Origin of the sequence: Flavobacterium sp. N2038, from assembly GCF_025947185.1 — a bacterium.
Classification (GTDB): Bacteria; Bacteroidota; Bacteroidia; order Flavobacteriales; family Flavobacteriaceae; genus Flavobacterium.
In genome coordinates this window covers 2639674-2658998 of sequence record NZ_CP110001.1, presented here as the reverse complement: position 1 = coordinate 2658998, position 19325 = coordinate 2639674, and the positions used below count along the sequence as shown (strand labels likewise).

The following is a 19325-nucleotide window of genomic DNA, read 5'->3' as shown; positions in this document are numbered from 1 at the left end:
ACAGCAAAAAGAAATTGTAGTTTTCAAAAGAAATTCAGCATAAAAATTCTTATTTAACCGCAAAGAACACAATGAAAAAACGCAAAGTTCACAAAGCTGTCAACAAACAGCTTTGTGAACTTTGCGTTATCAGATGATTTAAAATTTCCCATGTACTTTGCAGTAAAAATAAAATCTATTGCAAAACAAAAAAGCCTATCCGATTTGGACAGTGTTTTTCAAAAGACCCGAGGCCTTTTGGCCGAACTGGCGAAGCAAAGGCGACACCCCCGATAGCTATCGGGGCTCCCACATAATTACAGTACCATTAAAATATGGTATAAAACAAAAAATCCTCATCAAATAAATGATGAGGATTCTTAAAAGACCCGAGGCCTTTTGGCCAAACTGGCGAAGCAAAGGCGACGACCCCCGATAGCTATCGGGGCTCCCACATAATTGCAGTACAATTAAAATATGGTATAAAACAAGAAATCCTCATCAAATAAATGATGAGGATTCTTAAAAGAAAGGCGACGACATACTCTCCCACATAACTGCAGTACCATCTGCGCAGGCGGGCTTAACTACTCTGTTCGGGATGGGAAGAGGTGAGCCCCGCCGCAATAACCACCTTAAGGTCATTGTTGGCGGTTGTTGGTTTATGGTTGTTGGTGTTTCCACGGGCTACCAACCATCAACTGTCAACTGCAGCTTCGCTGCAAATATCTTAACATACTGAGATAAAGAAACATAAAAGTATTTAGAAAGTTTCCTCCCGAGAGCTTTCGCTCTCGGGAAAAGGGTGTACATAAGCTTACGGATTATTAGTACTACTCGACTATGACATTACTGCCTTTACATCTATAGCCTATCAACGTGGTCATCTTCCACGATCCTTAAAAGAAATCTCATCTTGTGGTGGGTTTCGCGCTTATATGCTTTCAGCGCTTATCCCTTCCAAACGTAGCTACTCTGCGGTGCCCCTGGCGGGACAACAGATACACTAGAGGTTTGTCCAATTCGGTCCTCTCGTACTAGAATCAGATCCACTCAAATTTCTAACGCCCACAGTAGATAGAGACCGAACTGTCTCACGACGTTCTGAACCCAGCTCGCGTGCCACTTTAATGGGCGAACAGCCCAACCCTTGGGACCTTCTCCAGCCCCAGGATGTGACGAGCCGACATCGAGGTGCCAAACCCCCCCGTCGATATGAGCTCTTGGGGGAGATCAGCCTGTTATCCCCGGCGTACCTTTTATCCTTTGAGCGATGGCCCTTCCATGCGGAACCACCGGATCACTATGCTCTACTTTCGTACCTGATCGACCTGTATGTCTCTCAGTCAAGCTCCCTTATGCCATTGCACTCTACGCACGGTTACCAAGCGTACTGAGGGAACCTTTAGAAGCCTCCGTTACTCTTTTGGAGGCGACCACCCCAGTCAAACTACCCACCAAGCAATGTCCCCCACAACGCGGGGTTAGGCCTCAGATAAACAAAGGGTTGTATTTCAACAATGACTCCACAACGCCTGGCGACGCCACTTCACAGTCTCCAACCTATCCTACACATCATTTATCCAAGGTCAATACTAAGCTATAGTAAAGGTGCACAGGGTCTTTTCGTCCCACTGCGGGTAAACGGCATCTTCACCGTTACTACAATTTCACCGAGCTCATGGCTGAGACAGTGTCCAGATCGTTACACCATTCGTGCAGGTCGGAACTTACCCGACAAGGAATTTCGCTACCTTAGGACCGTTATAGTTACGGCCGCCGTTTACTGGGGCTTCAATTCAATGCTTCTCCGAAGATAACATCTCCTCTTAACCTTCCAGCACCGGGCAGGTGTCAGGCCCTATACTTCATCTTACGATTTTGCAGAGCCCTGTGTTTTTGATAAACAGTCGCCTGGACCTCTTCACTGCGGCCAGCTTGCGCTGGCGACCTTTCTCCCGAAGTTACAGGTCTATTTTGCCTAATTCCTTAGCCATGAATCTCTCGAGCACCTTAGGATTCTCTCCTCAACTACCTGTGTCGGTTTACGGTACTGGTACTAATTACCTGAAGTTTAGAGGTTTTTCTTGGAAGCCCTTAGGCGCACTATCTCTTTGTCCGAAGACTCCGAGTACTATCGTATTTCCCCAAAAGATGTGGATTTGCCTGCATCTCTTATAGGTAGGTACTTCAACGAACTATTCCGTCAGTTCGCGGCGCTTTCATCACTCCGTCACCCCATCACAGTAATTAGTAGTACGGGAATATTAACCCGTTAGCCATCGACTGTCCCTTTCGGGTTCGCCTTAGGACCAGACTAACCCACAGCTGATTAGCATAGCTGTGGAAACCTTAGTTTTTCGGTGTGCGGGTTTCTCGCCCGCATTATCGTTACTTATGCCTACATTTTCTTTTCTAACCAGTCCAGCATACCTTACGATACACCTTCAACCCTGTTAGAATGCTCCCCTACCACTTACAGTCAGACTGTAAATCCATAGCTTCGGTAATATGTTTATGCCCGATTATTATCCATGCTCGTCCGCTCGACTAGTGAGCTGTTACGCACTCTTTAAATGAATGGCTGCTTCCAAGCCAACATCCTAGCTGTCTGGGCAGACAAACCTCGTTCTTTCAACTTAACATATATTTGGGGACCTTAGCTGATGGTCTGGGTTCTTTCCCTCTCGGACTTGGACCTTAGCACCCAAGCCCTCACTGCTGTGAAACATTATATAGCATTCGGAGTTTGTCAGGAATTGGTAGGCGGTGAAGCCCCCGCATCCAATCAGTAGCTCTACCTCTATATAACTATCATCAGCGCTGCACCTAAATGCATTTCGGGGAGTACGAGCTATTTCCGAGTTTGATTGGCCTTTCACCCCTACCCACAGGTCATCCGAAGACTTTTCAACGTCAACCGGTTCGGTCCTCCACTGTGTGTTACCACAGCTTCAACCTGCCCATGGGTAGATCACACGGTTTCGCGTCTAACACTACTGACTAAAGCGCCCTATTCAGACTCGCTTTCGCTACGGATCCGTGACTTAATCACTTATCCTTGCCAGCAACGTTAACTCGTAGGCTCATTATGCAAAAGGCACGCCGTCACCCCACGAAAGGGCTCCGACCGCTTGTAAGCGTATGGTTTCAGGATCTATTTCACTCCGTTATTCACGGTTCTTTTCACCTTTCCCTCACGGTACTGGTTCACTATCGGTCTCTCAGGAGTATTTAGCCTTAGCGGATGGTCCCGCCAAATTCAGACAGGGTTTCACGTGCCCCGCCCTACTCAGGATACCACTATCCTTTACACTCATTACCTATACGGGACTATCACCCTCTATGGTTCTACTTTCCAGTAGATTCTAATTCTTTGTGCAAGAAATGTCGTGGTCCTACAACCCCAGCACTGCCGTAACAGCACTGGTTTGGGCTAATCCGCGTTCGCTCGCCACTACTTACGGAATCACTTTTGTTTTCTTCTCCTCCGCCTACTTAGATGTTTCAGTTCAGCGGGTTTGCCCACCTATCGGTGTACTATGTCTTCAACATAGTGGGTTGCCCCATTCGGATATCTGCGGATCAATCGATGTGTGCTCGTCCCCGCAGCTTTTCGCAGCTTATCACGTCCTTCTTCGCCTCTGAGAGCCTAGGCATCCCCCATACGCCCTTATTTTGCTTATTGTACCAATCATAAATTTAATTATGACCGTTTTTTTTTGTCTTTTATTATTTGTATTACTACTAATAACAAAAAACGCTTTCTACTTTTTATTATTTTCTTATCTCAATATGTCAATGAACTTTATTTAGTCGAAGGTCAAAAGTCAAAAGTCGTCAAGTGAATCACTTTGGACTTTATGACTTTAATCTTTATGACTAAAATCGTGGAGAATAACGGAGTCGAACCGTTGACCTCCTGCGTGCAAGGCAGGCGCTCTAGCCAGCTGAGCTAATCCCCCATTTTCTTAGTGATGAGTTATTAGTTATGAGTTATGAATTATTGCTCATAAGGTCTCAACCTCTAAAATTTCCTTTGTTTTAAGTTAAATAGTAGTCCCGGGCAGACTCGAACTGCCGACCCCTACATTATCAGTGTAGTACTCTAACCAGCTGAGCTACGAGACTCTGTTTTACTTAATTTTCATTATTTTTAAATTAACAGCAAGAGTAATTGAATTTTAATATTCAGATCCATTCGATTCACATCTTTTTTCCTCAACGTGTGCAAGCACTAACATTCGAGGCTCTAGAAAGGAGGTGTTCCAGCCGCACCTTCCGGTACGGCTACCTTGTTACGACTTAGCCCTAGTTACCAGTTTTACCCTAGGCAGCTCCTTGCGGTCACCGACTTCAGGCACCCCCAGCTTCCATGGCTTGACGGGCGGTGTGTACAAGGCCCGGGAACGTATTCACCGGATCATGGCTGATATCCGATTACTAGCGATTCCAGCTTCACGGAGTCGAGTTGCAGACTCCGATCCGAACTGTGACCGGTTTTATAGATTCGCTCCTGGTCGCCCAGTGGCTGCTCTCTGTACCGGCCATTGTAGCACGTGTGTAGCCCAAGGCGTAAGGGCCGTGATGATTTGACGTCATCCCCACCTTCCTCACAGTTTGCACTGGCAGTCTTGTTAGAGTTCCCGACATGACTCGCTGGCAACTAACAACAGGGGTTGCGCTCGTTATAGGACTTAACCTGACACCTCACGGCACGAGCTGACGACAACCATGCAGCACCTTGTAAATTGTCTTGCGAAAGATCTGTTTCCAAACCGGTCAATCTACATTTAAGCCTTGGTAAGGTTCCTCGCGTATCATCGAATTAAACCACATGCTCCACCGCTTGTGCGGGCCCCCGTCAATTCCTTTGAGTTTCATTCTTGCGAACGTACTCCCCAGGTGGGATACTTATCACTTTCGCTTAGCCACTGAAATTGCTCCCAACAGCTAGTATCCATCGTTTACGGCGTGGACTACCAGGGTATCTAATCCTGTTCGCTACCCACGCTTTCGTCCATCAGCGTCAATCCATTAGTAGTAACCTGCCTTCGCAATTGGTATTCCATGTAATCTCTAAGCATTTCACCGCTACACTACATATTCTAGTTACTTCCTAATAATTCAAGTTTAGCAGTATCAATGGCCGTTCCACCGTTGAGCGATGGGCTTTCACCACTGACTTACTAAACCGCCTACGGACCCTTTAAACCCAATGATTCCGGATAACGCTTGGATCCTCCGTATTACCGCGGCTGCTGGCACGGAGTTAGCCGATCCTTATTCTTACGATACCGTCAAGCTCCTACACGTAGGAGTGTTTCTTCTCGTACAAAAGCAGTTTACAATCCATAGGACCGTCATCCTGCACGCGGCATGGCTGGATCAGGCTTGCGCCCATTGTCCAATATTCCTCACTGCTGCCTCCCGTAGGAGTCTGGTCCGTGTCTCAGTACCAGTGTGGGGGATCTCCCTCTCAGGACCCCTACCCATCGTTGCCTTGGTAAGCCGTTACCTTACCAACTAGCTAATGGGACGCATGCTCATCTTTTACCGTTGTGACTTTAATAGTGACTTCATGCGAAGTTGCTATGCTATGAGGTATTAATCCAAATTTCTCTGGGCTATCCCTCTGTAAAAGGTAGATTGCATACGCGTTACGCACCCGTGCGCCGGTCTCTATATCCGAAGACATATACCCCTCGACTTGCATGTGTTAAGCCTGCCGCTAGCGTTCATCCTGAGCCAGGATCAAACTCTTCATCGTATATTTTTTATATTATATTGCGATGTATTATCTAGTGGTTCTTTTCGAATCTCTCAATTCTATTACTCTTATTCTTTTGTTCCGATTTTCATCGGAACGGCTGTCAATTCAATATGTCTACGAACGTGTATTTCTTTTTGTTTCGCTTGTCTCTCAAAGCGGGTGCAAAAGTAGAAAACTTATTTCTAACTGGCAAATGTTTTTTGAAGTTTTTTTTGAAAATTTCTTTTCATTTCATACTTCCCAATTTACCAATCTGTCAATGAACTTTCCGTGTTTTGCGGGGTGCAAATGTAACATCCGTTTTTAAATCTCACAAGCTTTTTCTAATCTTTTTTTTCGAAAATTTCTTTCCGTTTGATTTAGCAGCTTGTCAGTATTTCAGGGAACGTTTGTCGTTGTTGCGGGTGCAAAAGTAGAACCTTTATCCGCATTTACAATACTTTTTAACCACTTTTTTTCGCCCTTTTTTTATCCTTTTTCTTAATACTCTGATAACACATACTTTACAAATCATACTTTTTCTATTATGCGTAGGGTTTTTCTTGTTTTAGCTGTGGTTTTGGTAATTTTTGCCTGTTTTGTCCATCCCCTTTTGCAGAGTTTTCATGTTTTTTAATCCTTAGCCTCGCTTTTTTCTATCTTTTCATCTCTTTCTTATACCAACTAATCCTGTAATCTATTCTCAAAACAATCCAAATAGCCACGATAGTCGTGGAAATCCTTTTATTTAGGGGTTCTAAATAAAAGATTGTCGCCGATAGCAGCATTAAACTCCTTATTAAATTCCAAATCACGAAAATTCCAAGTCTTCGGGAGAAATTCCAAATTCCAAATTCCAAATTACAAAACTGTGCAGCTTAATTTTGAATCCCAAAGCTTATTTAAAAGGGCTTCGACTTCGCTCAGCCAGACAATATAAACTTTCTTCCTATATGTAAAATAAGACGCACTGCTGTGCATTTCTAAAGAAAATTGGAATTTGATTAATTTTGCATATACATATATAAACAAACCCGACAGGTTTTTAAAACCTGTCGGGTTGTAAATATTATTCTCTCTTATACTATATATAGTATATAAAAAAGATTCTTATTTAATAATTAGTTTTTGAATAGCTGTGTTCCCATCCTGTTCTACCTTTATTATATATACTCCTCTTGAAAGACCAGAAACATTTACTTCTTTTTTATCTGTTTGAACTGAAATCAGTTTTTTACCAGACATATCAGATATTAAAATGTTCTTTGAGCTACCAGATGCTGTTTCTATATATACTTTACCTTCTACAACTGGATTCGGATGCAATACAAAACCTTTAATAGTGTTCTCAGGTAATCCTAAAGTACAATTTGTAGCAGATACATTTACGGTACGTGAAACAACAGATTGATTCTGCAAGGCATCTTTTGCGGTATAGGTTATTACATATTGTCCTGTTGTGTTTACATCAACACTACCTGAAACAATAACTGAAGCACTAATATCTGCATTTAAATTATCTGTAGCAGTATAGCCTGGCTCAGTAAATACACAACCTTTATCTATTGAAACTATTGCATCACCTAATAAAGTAATCGTTGGCTTAGCTGCCTCGATAGTTACTGTCCAATATTCTATAGTTCCGTTTTGAGCCGTTACATTATAAACAACTGGAGCAGTATAGTTTAATGTAGTTACCCCGCTATTTTGAAGATAGGTCCCTATACGTAATGTTGCAAAATCTGAAAGCTGAAAATTAGGAACCAAAGCGCTTAAATTTGCATTGTTGTTTACCAGAACTTTTACTGTTTTCGCTATAGGATCAATCACAGTTGCCCCTACCTGATTTGCGACTGTATAATTAAGAATACTTGCCTCAGCATTTTTCGCATTAATTGTAACTGCATAATTGGTCTGAGAAAGTTTATTTTCTGAAACTACTGTTACAAAAAGGCTATTTCTATAATCTGAAGCAGTTACTTTTGAATTTAATTGTTTTACTCCATCTACATAAAGTTCTGCTCCCGGAGAAACGCTAAAATCAGCTATTAGGTTTGAGACATTATAACCAAATGGTACTGTTTTGCTAGCATTGTTTCCAACAATATCTGTATTAATTTCTTGAGCCAATCCAGGATTCGAAGCTGTTTTAAAATCATAAGTAAGCAATTTACTTTCATTACTCAAACCTGTAATTACTTTAATAGTATAGGTTTCAAGAATTCCGGTATTAAACCCAACACCTGCTACTGTTAAAGTAACAGGGCTTGTATAGTCGTTTGGTGTTACTCCATTAACTTGCGTGATACCATTTATTATTGCAATACTTTTCATTCCTAAAGAATAATTAGCAACTGCAGTGGTTATATCTGCTCCATCATTTAACAGAACTGAAAATGTTTTGGTCGCAGCATCATAAGATGAAGATAACTGATTTGCAAACTCTATTTTTTGCAACAATACTGGTTTATTCCAGAATTTGCCTGCTCCTACACCATCGGTGTCTGCATTTGTGACTACAGCGGTATTATCGCTTATTGTACTATCGTAAACAAATTGTTTATCTCCTTCTGAAAACGAGTAGTAAGCCAATAAACCAGGTTCGTTTCCAACATATTTTGTCATAGCATTTGCCGCAATTGTTGCCTGATTTCGGACTCCTGCCCATATACGAACTTCGTCTATATTACCTATTAAACCGCGGGCCAAACCTGCATTATTACCAATATAGGCTGCTGCTCCCGAATTTGAAGCGGCCGCGCCAGCTGTACCAGTACTTGTAAAAGGAACTGAAACTCCGTCAATATAAACAGCATAAACATTAGCAGCACTTACTGAATAAGCAATATGGTGCCATGTGTTTTGCTTGATAGAGTTTACCCCTGTATTTATTACATAAGAGCCACCAGCGGTTGTAATAGAAATTACTAAACTGTTTTCTTTATATGTTGCTAAATTATTGTTGTTATGTATAAAAACCAGTGCTGTACTCTTATCCAAAAGTCTTCCAAAAACTGATGGTTTACTTTGATTCACCCACAACTCATAGGTATAATTATTAGTAAGATTTAAAGCTGGTGTAACATCTGTTTTTATAAAATCGTTCACTCCGTCAAAAGTTCCGGTTACATTTACAGGATAATTTGCGGCATGTGAAAGTGATATTGATTTTGAGTCGTTTGTAGGATCAGTATCTCCAGGCAATTTTGTATATACTGCAATTGTATAATCTCCGGGAACACCTAAATCAGCTTTTGTAGTAAATGTAAAGTTGGCAGTTCCACCTGCAGCAATTGAAGCAGTGAAATTTTGAATTACTTCTGCATCATTATTAATTCTGTATGCTACCGGGAAATTTGCAATTGCCGTATTAGAATAATTACGAATCAAAGCTGTTACAGAAACTGGTGCGTTACCCGGTTTGATCGGTGCTACTATACTTTCTACACTTGCATTAGCAGCTGTATAAGGCAACACATTAATGGTATATTCTTCTACTTCAAAATCGCTTCTTGAACTTGTTAACCCATCAAAAGTTGGTCCCAGATTAACATTATAATATTCTGATGGAGAACGGAACATATGTATTACTCGCATCAATTTTTCACCTGAAGTTGTACCCGCAGGAATAGTTAGCCCTCCTGTCAAAGTAAAATTATTTCTAAAATAATGTGTGCTTGTTGTTGATGCAATTATTGGCAATACAGAAGCTGGTACTGTATTAACCCAGAATGTTCCTGCATAAAATTCATCTGTCAAATTACCATCTCCATTTAAATCGATCACGATCATTGTAAAAACTCCAACTGCGCTTGCTGACTGATCTCTTGTAATCGGAGTTTCCGGTTTAGTTATTGTTACTTCCGGCTGATAGGTAAATCCAGCATATACCGGAATTTTGATATTTTTAAAATCAGAATAAGCTGTAGTTCCGGAATTGTTTACAACATCGTTCCATTTTAATTTTGAAATTGCATATCCATCTGTGTTTGTATGAACTGGAAGCTCATTTCGATTGTAAACAATTTTTTCGCGTGTATCATTTGCAGCATTATCATCTGCTACATCAACCCCGCTTTTAATTGTATAAGTTGCACCTATAGTAGATAAATCTGCTTTGGTTGCAAAAGTAAAACTAACTGTAGCATAAGCACCAATTGCAGGAACAACATCGGTAACTTTTGTTTCGCCATTTACCTGATAAAATACAGGATAATTTATCAAGTCATTAGGTCCTAAATTAGTAACTCTGATTGTAACATCATGAGTACTAGTTTTTTTTCCTAAAACCTCAGGTGTAACAATAGAAGCTATAGCTGCATCATTAACTAATGGTTTCGCAACACAAGTAATATCTGCAACCCATCCTCTTCCGTTTTCAATCTGATCTGAAACAAATCTAAAAGTAAGTTCTCCTCCAGTAGCTGTCGAAGTTAATGATGCAGGTAAATTACTTCCCGTAAATGCTCCCATTAAAGGAGAACTCGTTGTTGGACCATTATAAACATATAAATAGTCATAATCCTGCTCCAAATCAAAATCAGTAAAGTTTACATTGATACTGCTACCAGCTGTATCTGGTTTAAAAGTTATAACTTTTGTAAGCTGATCTCCATAGTTGCCATATCGGGTTCCGTCGTCTGTAAATATAGCTGAACATGTAGTCTCCAAAGCTTTAGATCCCATTACAATATCAGATCCAACATTCTGAACTACTTTGTTAATTGTATTATTTGCAATAACCGCATCATCCGGATAATTTACTTTTCCGATTACGTTATATACGCCCGGAACAGAAAAATCTGCTTTTTGCACGAAATCATAAGTCACTTCACTAAGTGGGTTTACAGGACCGGGAATAGTTTCAATTACTTCTGCCCCTCCATTAATTTTATAAGAAACCGGAATATTACTTATGGCGACCGGAGAATGATTATAAACTTTCACCTTTACGGTTTCGGCAGCTGTAAGTCCAATATTAGAAGTAAGTGAAGATAATTCCAGATCTGTAGCAGTTGCTTCAAAAATTGAAACATTATCTATAAACACTGAACTATAAACATTATCATTGCTTACTACAATAACATCATTATCAATAACGGATTCAAAAGCAATACTAAATGTTGTTCCTGCATAAGCAGATAAATCATAGATTAACTCTTTACTTCCTGACAAAACAGCTCCTCCATAAACTCCCACATTTTCATGGCTATTTAAAGGAGCTCCATTTACTGTAAGTCTGAAAAAGTTTTTATTTGCTGGTCCAACGCTATTCCAAATCATATTAAATTTTACACGAATTGATTTTCCAGCAAGACTTGTTGCATCTATATCACAAAAAGATACTTTTTTAATATAATTTGGGTTGTTTGCAAAAGCATTAACAGCTGTACTTGCTACCCATGGAGATGAAGACACATCGCCTGATCCCGCCATTTTTGCCCCATCTAAGAATGTTGGGTTTATGTATTCATATTTCACAACACCAGTTGTTCCTTTAGAGAATACATAATTAGTTGCTTTTCTTGCGTCAAAATTTTCTGAAAATGGAAGCGTTACCGCACTAAGTACTGGTGCAGAAACTGGCTCTACATTTATAGCTCTTACCCTTTCGGAAACAATTCCGGTTGTAATATCTACTGTTCGCACCGAAAACCAGTTATCATCTCCCGGAGTTACATTAGCAAAAGTATATGTTGGATCGGTTACTGTTGCAACAACATCAAACTTATAACCATTCATTTTAAGAACTTCATACTTTGCCCCTGCAATTGGATCCCAGTCCATTTTGTAAGAAGAAACGCCACATGCAGAAGGTGCAATAACTAAATTCTTAGGTTCCGTAATAATATTAAAAACTGCAGTAGAAACATCTACCTTTGCACCAGCACTAACTCTTATTTTTGCATTAGCCACAATACCCGCAGGTACTTTCCATGCAAAATTTCTTGCGGCTGAAGGAACGCCATTTGCTATTAACTGGTAAGTCACTCCACCATCTACTGAATATTCAATTGTAAAGTTTTTTGCTTCGCCTTCATAATCCCAACGAATATACTCTGTAGTTTCTGTGTTAAATTTTTCTCCACCTACAGGATAAGTCAAAATTAACTCAGGAGCTACATAATCATACACAACAGAAAATTCCTGAGTTGACAAAGGAACTTTTGTACCTGTAACAATAATTTTATATGTTCCGGCTCCAGGATGATCTAAAGTTACCTGCTCAATATTATTCATGTTATCAACTCCACGTACCGCATTTACATTTGGCGTAGTTGGATTTAGAACCCATGGCAAAGTAGTTACTCCGTCTTTTACAATTTTAATATCCAGGTCATTTACCTGAATCGAACTTGCACCAGGAGTTCCCTGTACATCAGAGTAAGCAAGCATAACTTTTAAACCAACTAAGCCGGCTGGAACCACAATCTCTTTTTCAAAACTGGTTCCATTTGCGACAGTTCCGGTATAAAACATTTTATTATCCAAAGCTTTAACTGCTCGCAAACCATTTAAATTACCGAAGCCATATTTGTAATCAGGACCAGGATTCCCAGCATCTTTTGCAGTATTTGCTACCAAAGCCTTCATTAAGGATGCTAAAGGTTTTGTCCCATAAATATTTTTATATCTTTCATAAAGTAAAGCCACTGTACCCGTTGTTCCAGGTGTAGCCATTGATGTTCCACTCATGATCTGATACGAATTACTGTAATCTAAAGAATATACATCTGTACCAACTGCAGCAATTTGAGGCACCAAACGACCATCTATAGTAGGTCCAAAACTACTATAACTACTAATTAAATCATCTGGATTGTTTGCAGCAACATGCAAAGCATTCTTTGAATTTTTTGTCGATGTATTAAACCCTCCAGGATAAGCTGTTTGAGCATTTCCGTTAGAATAAATCGTTAAAAGATAAGGAAACAAAGTGGTAACATTATCATCTCCACGATCTCCTACATTGTATCTTCCGGTATTATACCCTGAAGTTAAATTTACTCCAAATGAATTTGAGGTAAGTTCGATACCATCCTGATTAGCAGCTATTACTCTTTCCTGCTGAACTGTCAAACCATTAGATTGTGTGTTAAAATTCCATCCAAACATTTGCACTTCTGGTGCCATACCTCTCGCTTTTGGGTCTAATAAACCGGCACCACCAATTGTTCCTGAAACGTGATCACCATGTGAAGAATTTGATTGATACTCTCTATTTATAACTCTTCCTGTATGATCTTTATGCTGTTCAAGATTTCCGTCCCAAACACCAATTTTCACCCCTTTACCTGTTAATCCGTAACCTAGCCCAGAAATTGAAGAACCCAAAATATTTGCTTTGTGCGAACTCACACCCGGTTTATTATCACTTTCAACCGGAGCAGCAACTAACTCGATATTTTGTACCCAGTTAAACTTTGCTATTTCTTCCAGTTTTTCTTTGCTTGCCTGAACATAAACTTCGTTAAAAGTAGTATCATTTTTACTGTCTCTTAAAAACAGACTCGCTAAATCCTGCGAAATAACTTTAGCATCTACACCTTTAAAATAGCTAATAACCACTTTAATTCCATTTATACCCTCTGTAGCATAATCCGGTATTGCATTATCCACAATCATTGGATCTAATTTGTATTTAGGGTCGATTGTTATTGCCGTTCTTATATTATCAGATACACTGTTCTTATTATAAAAATCAGAATTTATCGCTGCATAATAAGCATTATTAGATAAATAACTCAATAAAGTTATTCCTTGAGATTTTAACTTCTCCTGTTCTTCTACTGAAAGAATTTTTGTGAACTGTAACAACGTATATTCCGTTGCAGGATTCTGTTTACTTGTACTTTTCTTTGCTTTAAACTGTTGTTTAAAGTTTGCTGTAGTAGTAATTTTATGTCCATTTACTGAAATTGTATAATCTAAATCAGATCCTTTCTGCGACCACAAATGAATGGCCAGTAATAACATAAATACACTAAGTAGTTTTTTCTTCATAGAGGTAATATTTTTGTTAATAAATGGTTATGAGAAAATAAACCTACAAATTAAACCATACATAACAAATAATATTTGCCAATTATTTGTTAAAAACAAAACATAAAACCTTGAAAGACATCAAATATCTAACAAAATCACAGCTTTTCGCAATTCCTTTAAATTCACTGGATAAATTAAATAACAAGTTAATTCTTACATTTTTATTTTAAAGATTAAATAAAGATTATTCCTACAACAAAAAAGACCCGCAAATTATTTACGGGTCTTTTTTTATAATGGTTAAAACTTTTTAATTTGTAGATTTCTGCTGCTTTGCTTTTTCTTCCCATTGATTCATTAAATCATCATAATCAACTGGATTTGCAGCTTTCTGATTTACCAGACGTCCAGATTCAAAAGCACGTTGAAGAATTGTTTCGATCAAATAATCCTCATTCACTTCATAGGGTTTATATTCTGTCTTGAGACTTATATCAAATAAATTAGCTGTGGTATTAGAGACAAACGCTTTGAAACCACTTTTCAAAGTACGTATTAATTCATAGGTCGTAATTCCGGTTTGGCGGTGCACCAGTTTTACTAAAATCTGACCTTGTTTTCTTGAGAGTTTTTTTAATCGCTCTTCAAATTCGTTATTAAGATAATCTTCTACGATCTTAAAATATTTCTTCTTTTCACGATTCGTTTTTAAACGTGCCATTCCTTTATTTAAGGCAGTTAAACGATCTGCCGCCAGTTTTGCATAAGGATAAACCTTATACACTCTGTTTTGAAGAATCAAAAACTGCTTTTGTGCTTCAGGATCCAGTTTTTCTTTCGTAATAATAATCTCAGGCAATTCAATTGTATCACCCAAAATCGAATCTCTTTCCGTCAGAGTATATCCCATTGGTGTATTATCCTTTGGAGTCACCTGTGCGTGAGATGAAAATGATAATGCTATAAAAAATAAAAAAAAGTAGGTAGATCTCATTAAGTCTTAATTTAAATGTAAAATTATATATTTATATACAACTCTAATACCAAATTTATAAATTAGCAAAAAAATATTTTTATGAGTTCAGATTCTATCTTAAAAGATACTTCAATCGCTTTTCTGGAAAGCTACCTTAATAACGCCTCACCTACCGGATATGAAAGTGAAGGACAAAAACTTTGGATGAATTATTTAAAGCCTTATGTTGACACATTTATAACAGATACATATGGTACAGCTGTGGGAGTTATTAATCCTGATGCACCTTATAAAGTTGTGATTGAAGGACATGCTGATGAAATTTCATGGTATATAAATTATATTACTGATGATGGATTATTATATGTAATAAGAAATGGTGGTTCTGACCATCAGATTGCGCCTTCAAAAAGGGTTCATATACATACTAAAAAAGGGATTGTAAAAGGCGTTTTTGGTTGGCCTGCAATTCATACTCGTTTACGTGACAAAGAAGAAAGCCCGAAACTTAGTAATATTTTTATTGATCTGGGTTGCGAAACTAAAGAACAAGTTGAGGCAATGGGTGTTCATGTAGGTTGCGTAGTGACCTATCCAGATGAATTTATGATTCTAAATGAGAATAAATTTGTTTGCAGAGCTATTGATAACAGGATGGGCGGCTTTATGATTGCCGAGGTTGCGCGTTTATTGCATGAGAATAAAAAGAAACTTCCCTTTGGTTTGTATATTGTAAACTCTGTTCAGGAAGAAATTGGTCTTCGTGGTGCCGAGATGATTGCACAAACCATTAAACCAAATGTCGCAATTATAACAGATGTTTGTCACGATACCAACACTCCAATGATCGATAAAAAGGTTGAGGGCGATCTAAAAATGGGTAAAGGACCAGTTATTGCCTACGCACCTGCTGTTCAGAATAAATTACGTGATTTAATTGTTGATACTGCCGAGGAAAGCAAAATCCCGTTTCAGCGTAATGCTACATCAAATTCAACAGGAACTGACACTGATGCTTTTGCTTATAGTAATGGTGGCGTTGCTTCTGCATTGATTTCATTGCCTTTACGTTACATGCATACAACAGTTGAAATGGTACATAAAGAAGATGTTGAAAATGTGATTAAACTGATTTACGAATCATTATTAAAAATTGAGAATAATCAAACTTTCTCTTATTTTAAATAAAAACACCAAAAACATAAATTAGGCTGTTTACTAAATAGCCTAATTTATAAATCAAAATAATATGAAAATTTTACTACTCGAGGATGATTTTACTTTATCAAAAGAGATCTCTGCATTCTTTACTTCAAAAGAATTCGAGTGTATTCCTTATTATGACGGATCATTATTATTGAAGAAATATTTTCCTAATGAATATGATTTGATTATTCTGGACATTAATGTTCCGGGAACAAATGGCATAGACGTTTGCAAAGGTATTCGGGAAATAGACAAAAAAACCCCCATCATAATGCTCACTGCTTTTAGTGATATCGAAGACAAACTGGCTTCTTTTGATAATGGCGCCGATGATTATTTGGTAAAACCTTTTCATTTTGAAGAATTATTTGCCCGAATTTCTTCTTTATTAAGACGAAAAGAAATTCCACAGCAAACAGAAACAAAGATTACTATTGAAGATTTAGAAATTCTCGAAGACGAAATGAAAGTATTTCGATCCGGAGAAGAAATCAAACTGACCCCTAAAGAGTTTAAATTAATTATGATTTTGGCTCATGCCAAAGGAAAAGTTCTGTCAAAGCAATTTATTGCCGAAAAGCTTTGGGATTATCATATTGAAACAAATCAAAATACGATCGAAGTTTATATCAATTTTCTTCGAAAGAAAATCGACAAGGATCACGAGACAAAACTTATTAAAACCAAAGTTGGTTATGGATATTATTTAAGCAATCTGGAATGACATTAAAAAACCGAATATCACTTTTAGTAAGTTTATTGTTTACCATTCTTTTTGGACTGGCTTCGACAGTGATATTTGTGTTGTACTCGAATTTTAGAAAGGAAGAATTTAGAGATCGTCTGGAAATTAAAGCCCTTTCAAACATCAAGCTTTTGGTGAATGTTAAAGAAGTTGATGACCAGCTTTTAAAAATGATCGACCAAAATACTATAAATAAACTATATGACGAAAAAACTTTAGTATTTGACTCTCATTACAAACTTATTTACAGCAGTATTGACGATGCTAAAATAAACTGGTCTGTAGAAGATTTAAAGTATCTTAAAAAACATAAAACTTTTTTTAAACAACAAGGGGATTATGAAGTTTATGGTGTGTTTTATGACACAAAAGACAAAGATTTCTATGCCTTAATTTCGGCAACAGACGATTATGGCAAACGAAAACTGCTTTTTCTAAGATATACTCTAGTTATATCTTATATATTCTTTACTTGTATTTGTTGGGTTCTAACCTCGTTTATGGTAAAAAAAGCGATGAACCCTCTGAGTATTTTTCATCAAAAAATAAAGAACATAAACGAAAATAATCTTGATACGCGTGTGCAATCAAAAAGTAATAAAAATGAAATTGATCTGATTGCAAATGAATTTAATTTCATGATGGACAGAATCGAGATTTCATATCAGAAGCAAAAAGAATTTACAGCTCATGCTTCACACGAGTTACGAACTCCACTATCGCGAATTACCTCCCAAATAGAAAATGTAATATCAGATTCTTCAACGTCTGATAAAGGAAAAACTTTTTTAAAAACGATTCTGTCTGATGTAAATCAATTAACAGAACTGATTACTTCCTTATTAATTCTTTCAAAAATTGATAATAAAAATCATGAAAACAACGAAGTTCAGAGAATGGATGAAATTTTGTTTTCTGCTATCGAAAACTTAAATAAAAGCTTTCCTGATTTTGTTATTCTTTTTGAAATGGAGGAAAGTGACAATTTAGATTTGGCTTTGGAGATTAAAGGAAATAAAAATCTTTTAGAAATTGCAATAAGCAATGTCTTAAAAAATGCCTGCTTATACTCTGATAACAAACAAGCCAAAGTAAAAATAAAAACCAATGAAGGTCATCTTGTTATTTCAGTTTCCAACACAGGAAATACGCTGACCGAAAATGAGCAAAAAAATCTTTTCCAACCTTTTATGCGTGGCAAAAATGCCAAAGCAACATCTGGATTTGGACTCGGTTTGCGCATTGTACAGCGCATCCTAACGCTACACAATTCCACTATAACTTACAGTGTTCCAGAAAGAAACATAAATTTATTTCAACTCTTTTTTCATTAATAAATATTTTTAAGGTATTTTTAAGGTAGAATTTAAGGCGTCTTAAAGTCTACGAATAGCATATTTGTACCACTTAAAATTGATACAATGAAAAAACTATATGCATTATTTCTGTTTGTGTTACTCAATCAGACAATAATGGCTCAGAAAGCAATAACACTTCAAGATTGCGAGAGTCAGTTTCTTAAAAAAAATCTTTTTTTGTTAGCATCTCAATATAATATAGATGCGACAAAAGCGCTAACCATTCAGTCCCGAATTTGGGATAATCCAATGCTTACCGCAGAATTAAATGCTTATAACCCGGAAAGAAATCAGTATTTTGATATTGGAAAAGACGGGCAAAAAGCATTTGGTATTGAGCAACTTATTTATTTAGGCGGAAAAAAACGCAATGAAGTTAAATTAGCTCAAACCAATGAACAATTGGCTGAATTACAATTTAATGATCTTCTGCGAACATTAAAACTTCAATTACGTAAAAGTTTCTATACCGTTTATTATAATACAAAAAGTCTGGAAACGACAGATCAGCAAATCGCTCATGTCGAAGATCTTATCAACTCCTACTCTATTCAGGCGCAAAAAGGAAATGTCCCTTTAAAGGATGTTGTTCGTTTGCAATCATTGTATCTAAATTTTAAAAATGAAAGAATGGAAGTGGTGAATGACAATATTGAAGAGCAAGGCAATTTAAAATTACTACTGAATTCAACAGAGAATATAGTTCCGGAAGTTTCAAAAGAAGAGTTCAATAAATATCTAAAAACTATAGGTTTTGATTTAAAATCTTTAACAGACGAGGCTGTGGCTAATCGACCTGATTATTTAGCCAAGCAAAAAGAAATTGATTCGAACACTCTTAATGTTAAATATCAAAAATCGCTTTCTGTTCCTGATCTTACTTTAGGTGCAAATTATGATCAGCGAAGTGGTGCTTTCAACAAAGAAGCCAATTTAACCTTAGGAATTCCATTACCACTTTGGAACAAAAATAAAGGAAACATCAAATATGCACAGACCATACTGGAGCAATCAAAAATCGAAAAACAGAACTTTGATCTGCAATTGCAAACCGAAATTACATCGGCATGGAATAAATGGGACGAATCCCGTAAAAACTATTCCGTAATTAAACCTACAGTTAATGCTGATTTTGAAGCTGTTTATAATGGAATGTTAACCAATTTTCAAAAGCGAAATGTCAGTTTATTAGAATTTACAGATTTTATGGAAAGCTACAATCAGGCTACTATTCTGGTAAATGAATTAAAGAAAAAACTGGCTCTTTCCGGCGAGGAACTAAATAGTACAATCAACAAAGATTTATTTTAAAACTAAACTAAT

General features: G+C 37.5%; 6 protein-coding genes, 2 tRNA genes and 3 rRNA genes. 4 read left to right on the top strand and 7 right to left on the bottom strand.

Annotated features, from left to right (window positions below):
• Nucleotides 1–507 precede the first annotated feature (507 nt).
• The 7 genes from rrf to OLM51_RS11835 all read right to left on the bottom strand — a co-directional run bounded on the left by rrf (nt 508) and on the right by OLM51_RS11835 (nt 14711).
• Nucleotides 508–617, bottom strand: a 5S ribosomal RNA gene (gene rrf / locus OLM51_RS11865).
• A gap of 169 nt (nt 618–786) precedes the next feature.
• A 23S ribosomal RNA gene (locus OLM51_RS11860) occupies nt 787–3667 on the bottom strand.
• 203 nt (nt 3668–3870) lie between these two features.
• A tRNA-Ala gene (locus tag OLM51_RS11855) sits at nt 3871–3944 on the bottom strand.
• Nucleotides 3945–4036: 92 nt separating this feature from the next.
• Nucleotides 4037–4110 (bottom strand) — tRNA-Ile (locus tag OLM51_RS11850).
• A 125-nt stretch (nt 4111–4235) separates the two neighbouring features.
• A 16S ribosomal RNA gene (locus OLM51_RS11845) occupies nt 4236–5749 on the bottom strand.
• The 16S, 23S and 5S rRNA genes sit together here with 2 tRNA genes alongside, the layout of an rRNA operon.
• A gap of 1092 nt (nt 5750–6841) precedes the next feature.
• Entirely contained in the window at nt 6842–13735 is a 6894-nt protein-coding gene (locus OLM51_RS11840; RefSeq protein ID WP_264550827.1) for a S8 family serine peptidase, read from the bottom strand.
• Nucleotides 13736–14027: 292 nt separating this feature from the next.
• Nucleotides 14028–14711: a DUF4294 domain-containing protein gene (locus OLM51_RS11835; protein WP_264550826.1), complete on the bottom strand. Its 684-nt coding sequence runs from the start codon at nt 14709–14711 to the stop codon at nt 14028–14030.
• Between the two features lie 81 nt (nt 14712–14792).
• Between OLM51_RS11835 and OLM51_RS11830 the strand changes: the two genes are divergently transcribed.
• From OLM51_RS11830 to OLM51_RS11815, 4 genes are all read left to right on the top strand, one after another.
• Entirely contained in the window at nt 14793–15881 is a 1089-nt protein-coding gene (locus OLM51_RS11830; protein ID WP_264550825.1) for a M42 family metallopeptidase, read from the top strand.
• A 61-nt stretch (nt 15882–15942) separates the two neighbouring features.
• Complete coding sequence (locus OLM51_RS11825) at nt 15943–16623, top strand: response regulator transcription factor (RefSeq protein WP_264550824.1); 681 nt, start codon at nt 15943–15945, stop codon at nt 16621–16623.
• Nucleotides 16620–17978, top strand: a complete 1359-nt coding sequence (locus OLM51_RS11820; RefSeq protein ID WP_264550823.1) for a sensor histidine kinase — start codon at nt 16620–16622, stop codon at nt 17976–17978. The genes OLM51_RS11825 and OLM51_RS11820 overlap by 4 nt, the downstream gene beginning before the upstream one ends.
• An 87-nt stretch (nt 17979–18065) precedes the next feature.
• On the top strand, nt 18066–19313 hold the full coding sequence (locus tag OLM51_RS11815; protein ID WP_264550822.1) for a TolC family protein: 1248 nt from the start codon (nt 18066–18068) through the stop codon (nt 19311–19313).
• The last annotated feature ends 12 nt before the right edge of the window (nt 19314–19325 follow it).